This window comes from Kitasatospora sp. NPDC057512, assembly GCF_042802135.1.
Lineage (GTDB): Bacteria > Actinomycetota > Actinomycetes > Streptomycetales > Streptomycetaceae > Kitasatospora.
In genome coordinates this window covers 1-5,884 of sequence record NZ_JBHVET010000562.1, presented here as the reverse complement: position 1 = coordinate 5,884, position 5,884 = coordinate 1, and the positions used below count along the sequence as shown (strand labels likewise).

The 5,884-nt window shown below is 72.6% G+C and carries 1 protein-coding gene and 1 pseudogene; both read right to left on the bottom strand.

The features are described 5' to 3' along the window. Positions 1-5,152, bottom strand: a pseudogene (locus tag ACFU6K_RS29085) (SDR family oxidoreductase); the annotation flags it as partial. A gap of 45 nt (positions 5,153-5,197) precedes the next feature. Then, positions 5,198-5,884: beta-ketoacyl reductase (locus ACFU6K_RS29080; protein ID WP_380667970.1), on the bottom strand; the 687-nt coding region annotated here is incomplete at its 5' end.

Genomic DNA, 5,884 nt, shown 5'->3' with positions numbered 1-5,884 from the left:
GCGAGAAGCCGACGAACTCGGCCGGGTCGGCGATCACCGTCACACCGCCGGCCAACGCCATCGAGCACTCGCCCGACCGCAGGGCCAGGATCGCCTGGTGCATCGCCACCAGGGACGACGAACACGCCGTGTCGACGGTCACCGCAGGTCCGTTCAGACCCAGCGTGTACGACACCCGGCCGGAGAGCACGCTCAGCGCGTTCCCGGTGATCAGGTGCGCCTCGGCGCCCGGGACGGTGGCACCCGTCGCGATGTAGCCCGACGGCGCCGCGCCGACGAAGACACCGGTCGCGGAGCCGTGCAGCGACTTCGGGTCGATGCCGGCCCGCTCGACGGCCTCCCAGGAGGTCTCCAGCAGCAGGCGCTGCTGCGGGTCCATCGCCATCGCCTCACGCGGGCTGATCCCGAAGAACCCGGCGTCGAACTCCGCCGCCCCGCTGAGGAATCCGCCCTCCACGACGTAGGTCGAGCCCTCGGCGTCCGGGTCCGGGTCGAAGAGCGCGTCGATGTCCCACCCGCGGTCGGCCGGGAACGCGCCGATCGCGTCGCCGCCCGCCGCCAGCAGGTCCCACAGCTCCTCGGGGGTCCGGACACCGCCGGGGTAGCGGCAGGCCATACCGACGATCGCGATCGGATCGGTCGACACCGCCGCCGCTGCCGCTGCCATCACGGCCTGGCTCTCGTCCGCGTCCGTGCCGAACAGTGCGGCCAGGATCTCGTCCGCCAGCGCGGACGCGCTCGGGTGGTCGAAGATCACCGTGGACGGCAGCCGCAGGCCGCACGCGGTGTTCAGGCGGTTGCGGAGCTCGACGGCGGTCAGCGAGTCGAAGCCCAGCTCGCGGAACGCCCGGCTCGCCACGATCTCGTCCACCGACTCGTGGCCCAGCACCGCGGCCGCGTGCGTCCGCACCAGTTCGGTGACCGTCCGGCGCCGCTCGGCCGCCGACAGGCCGGCCAGCCGGGAGGCGAACTCGCCGCGCTCGTCCTCGTCACGACGGACCGTCGTGTCCTCCTGGGCCTCGGGGATGGTGTCCAGCAGCGGGCGAGGCCGCGCGGCCGTGAAGACCGGCGCGAACTTCTCCCACTCGACGTCCGCCAGGGCGATGAAGGTCTCGTCGTCGGCGAGGATCTCGCCGAGCGCGGTCAGCGCCCGCTGCGTGTCGAGGAAGTTCATGCCCTGCCGCAGCAGGCGGTGCGGGGTCACCCGGCCGGGAGCCTGGTCCATCGCCGCGTCCACGGCGTCCCAGTCACGGGTGTTCCAGACACCCCAGGCGATCGAGGTGCCCGGCAGGCCACGGGCACGCCGGTCCTCGGCGAGCCCGTCCAGGAAGGAGTTGCCGGCCGCGTAGGCGGCGTGGTCGTTGCTGCCCCAGGTCGCCGAGATCGACGAGAAGAGGACGAACTCGTCGATGCCCAGGTGCGTCGTCGCCTCGTCCAGGTGGACGGCGCCCGCCGCCTTCGCGCCGACCGCGATGGCCAGTTCCTCCCGGCTGGTGTCCTCCACCCGGGCCAGAATCGGCGCGTTGGCGGAGTGCAGGACGGTGGACAGGCCGGGGCCGGTGTTCTCGATCCACGCGACCATCGCCGTGACCTGCGCACGCTCCGTGAGGTCGCAGCTGACGACCTCGACAGCGGATCCCCCGTTGGCCACGGCGGCGGCCAGCGCCGCCACCCCGGGCGCCGACGGGCCGGAGCGGGAGGTCAGAACGACCCTCGGCGCACGGTGCTCGGCCAGCCACGGGCCGATGCAGACACCGATCGAGCCGGTGCCGCCGGTCAGCAGGACCGTGCCGCGCGGCGACCAGTCCTCCGACTCGACGCGCCGGGCCTCGGCCCGCACCAGGCGGCGCAGGAACACCCCGGACGGCCGTACGGCGACCTGGTCCTCACTGCCGTCCGCGAGGACGCCGGCCAGGCGGGTCGCCGCCTCGACGTCCAGCACCGGCGGCAGGTCGACCAGACCGCCCCAGCGGTCCGCGTGCTCCAGACCGACCGTACGGCCGAGACCCCAGACCTGGGTCTGCACCGGGCTGGTCGTCACCTCGCCGGCGGCGGCCTGCACCGCGCCACGGGTCAGCACCCAGAGGGGAGCGGTGATCCCGGACCGGCCCAGCCTCTGGACCAGGTCGAGGGTGTCCGCGCTGCCCCGGGACAGCCACGCGAACTCGGCGTCCGGCGACTCGTCCAGGGCCAGGAGGGACACCACGCCCCGCACGTCCGCGCCTTCGATGGCCGCGTCGAGGCCCGCGAGCGTCGTCCGCACCACCTCGGCACCACAGCTCGCCAGCGCCTCGGCGATCGTCGCCGCGTCGGGGGCGTCGCCCACGACGAACCAAGTGCCGGACAGAACCGCCGGGCCGCTGACGGTGGACGGCTGCCAGGTGATGCGGTAGCGCCAGTCGTCCACCGACAGCTTCGCCCGCTCCAGCACCGGGGCCTCGGGCCAGTAGCGCCGCCGCTGGAACGCGTAGGTCGGCAGCGCGACGGTCGTGCCGCCGCCGAGCACCGACGTCCAGTCGACGGGGGCGCCCTGGACGTAGGCCTCGGCGAGCGAGGTCAGCAGACGCTGCTCGCCGCCCTCGTCCCGTCGCAGCGTGCCCACGACGACCGGGGAGCGGTCCTCCAGGCTGTCACCGATCGCCGGGGTCAGCACCGGATGCGGCGAGACCTCCAGGAACACACCGTGGCCCGCGTCGCCAAGGATCCGCACGGCGCGGTCGAACTCCACCGTCTCGCGCAGGGACGCGTACCAGTAGCCCGGGTCCAGCTCCGGACCGGACAGCCACGCACCGGTCAGCGCCGACACCATGGGGATACGGGCCTCGGTCGGTGTGATGCCCTCAAGGACGGCGAGGATCTCCTCCCGCAGCTCGTCCACGTGCGCACTGTGGGACGCGTAGTCCACCGGGATCATCCGGGCACGCGGCGAATCCCCGCACGACTCGGCGAGTTCGCGCAGTGCGTCGGCGTCGCCGGAGACGACCGTCGCCGACGGGCCGTTCACGGCGGCGATGGACAACCGGGAACCGTACGAAGCGATCCGCGCCCGGACACCCGCCACCGGCTCCGCGATCGACAGCATCCCACCACGACCGGCCAGCACCTTCAGGGACTTGCTCCGCAGAGCCACCACCTTGGCGGCATCGTCCAGGGAGAGAATCCCCGCGACAGCAGCAGCGGCGATCTCACCCTGCGAGTGACCCACCACCGCATCGGGAGCGACACCCGCCGCCTCCCAGACGGCGGCGAGCGACACCATCACCGCCCACAACGCCGGCTGCACCACATCGGCGGCCTCGAAACCATGACGTCCGGCCAGAACATCGTCCAACTGCCATTCCACGTAAGGCTTCAGGGCCTCGGCACACTCGGCCAGCCGTTCGGCGAACACTGGCGAAGACTCCGCCAGCTCACGCCCCATCCCGACCCACTGACTGCCCTGCCCCGGGAAGACGAACACCGTCCGCCCCACACCAGCGGCAGCCACCGCCCCCGTGACCACACCCGCCGCCGGCTGCCCCGTAGCGACGGCCGTCAGCCCCGCCGCCAGTTCGCTCCGCTCGCCACCGAGCACGACGGCCCGGTGCTCCAGCGCCGCACGCGTCGTCGCCAACGACCACGCCACATCACCGACCGACAACTCCGGCCGCTCCGCCACGTGTTCACGCAGCCGACCCGCCTGGCCGGCGAGCGCCACCGCGCTGCGACCGGAGACCGGCCAGGCCACACCTGCCGCCCCGGTGAGCACCGGGTTCTCCTGGCCCGCCGGCTCGACCGCCGCCTCGACGGCCGCCGGGGCCTCCTCCACGATCAGGTGGACGTTCGTACCGCTCACACCAAAGGCCGACACACCCGCCCGGCGCGGCCGCTCACCCGCCGGCCACGCCACCGACTCGCTCAGCAGCCGCACGTTCCCGGACGTCCAGTCCACATGCGAGGACGGCTCGTCCGCGTGCAGCGTCTTCGGCAGCACCTCGTGCCGCAGCGCCATCACCATCTTGATCACACCGGCCACACCGGCCGCGCACTGCGAGTGCCCGATGTTGGACTTCACCGAACCCAGCCACAGCGGCCGGTCCTCGAACCGCTCCTGGCCATAGGTGGCCAGCAGCGCGCCCGCCTCGATCGGGTCACCGAGCGTCGTGCCGGTGCCGTGGGCCTCCACCGCGTCGACGTCGGAGGGCGACAGCTGCGCGTTGGCCAGCGCCGCGCGGATCACCCGCCGCTGCGAGGGACCGTTCGGCGCGGACAGGCCGTTGGACGCGCCGTCCTGGTTCGCCGCGCTGCCGCGGATCACCGCCAGCACCTGGTGCCCGTTGCGCCGGGCGTCCGACAGGCGCTCCAGCAGCACCATGCCCGCGCCCTCACCCCAGCCGATGCCGTCGGCCTCCTCCGAGAACGCCTTCGACCGACCGCTCGACGCCATGCCGCCCTGACGCCCGAACTCCATGAACGCACCCGGCGACACCATCACCGCCACGCCACCGGCCAACGCCATCGAGCACTCACCCGACCGCAGCGCCAGGATCGCCTGGTGCATCGCCACCAGAGACGACGAACACGCCGTGTCCACCGTCACCGCCGGACCGGTCAGACCCAGGCAGTACGAGATCCGACCCGACGCCACGGACGACACCGTACCGATCAGCCGGTAGCCGTCCAGGCTGGCGTCTTCGACGGGCAGGCTGGCCTCGTAACCGGCGTGGCTGGCGCCGACGAAGACGCCGGTCGCCGAGCCGTGCAGCGACCGCGGGTCGATCCCCGCGCGCTCGATCGCCTCCCACGAGGTCTCCAGCAGCAGCCGCTGCTGCGGGTCCATCGCCAGCGCCTCACGCGGGCTGATCCCGAAGAACCCCGCGTCGAACTCGGCCACGTCGTAGACGAATCCGCCCTGCCGACGGTAGCCGCCCTGGTTGTCGAACGCCTCCCAGCCGCGGTCGGACGGGAACCCGCCCACCGCGTCGACGCCGTCGGCCACCAGGTTCCAGAACTCCTCGGGCCCCGTCACGCCGCCCGGGTAACGGCACCCCATGCCCACGATCGCGATCGGCTCGCGGGCGCCGGACTCCAACTCCTTGACCCGCTCACGGGTTTCGAAGTGCTCGGCGGCCAGCTTCCTCAAAGCGTCGAGCAGCTGCTTCTCATCGGCCATCGTGGGTCCTCCTCGACGTCGTCTTGATCTGAGCACCGGAGATCATCACGACGCCCCCAGTTCCTTGTTGATGAAGTCCAGAACCTCGTCGGCCGAGGCTTCGTTGAGCTGTCCGGCCACGGTCTGCCGGGTGACGGCAGCGCCACCGTCCTCCGCGCCGGCGCCGGGGGCGCCGCGCCGCATCCACCGGGACAGCAGGGTCTGCATGCGCTCGGTGATGTCCTGGCGCGCGTCGGCTCCCCCGTCGACGGAGTCCAGTTCGGCAGCCAGCCGCTCCATGGTCTCCAGCACCGGATCGCCGTCGGCCGCTCCGCCGGTGCCGACCAGCTCACCTCGTACGTAGTCCGCGAGGGCGGTGGCGTTCGGGTGGTCGAAGACCATCGTGGAGGCCAGCTTGACACCGACCTCCTTGGAGAGGCGGTTCCGTAGCTCGACGGCGCCGACGGAGTCGAAGCCAAGCTCCTTGAACGCCCGCTGCGGCAGCACGTCGTCCGCCGAGTCGTGACCGAGGACGGCGGCCGCGTGACCGCGCACGAGGTCGGTCAGGACCTGGCGCTGCTCCGCGACCGGCATCCCCGCCAACCGGCCTGCCCACGCGCCGACTTCCTCGACAGTGGACTCGACGGCGGCCTCAGCGGCCAGGACCGCGCGGACCTCGGGAAGGTCCGCCAGCAGACGGCTGGCCCGGTAGAGGGTATAGGTCGGCACGAACTGCGGCCAGTCGAAGCCGGC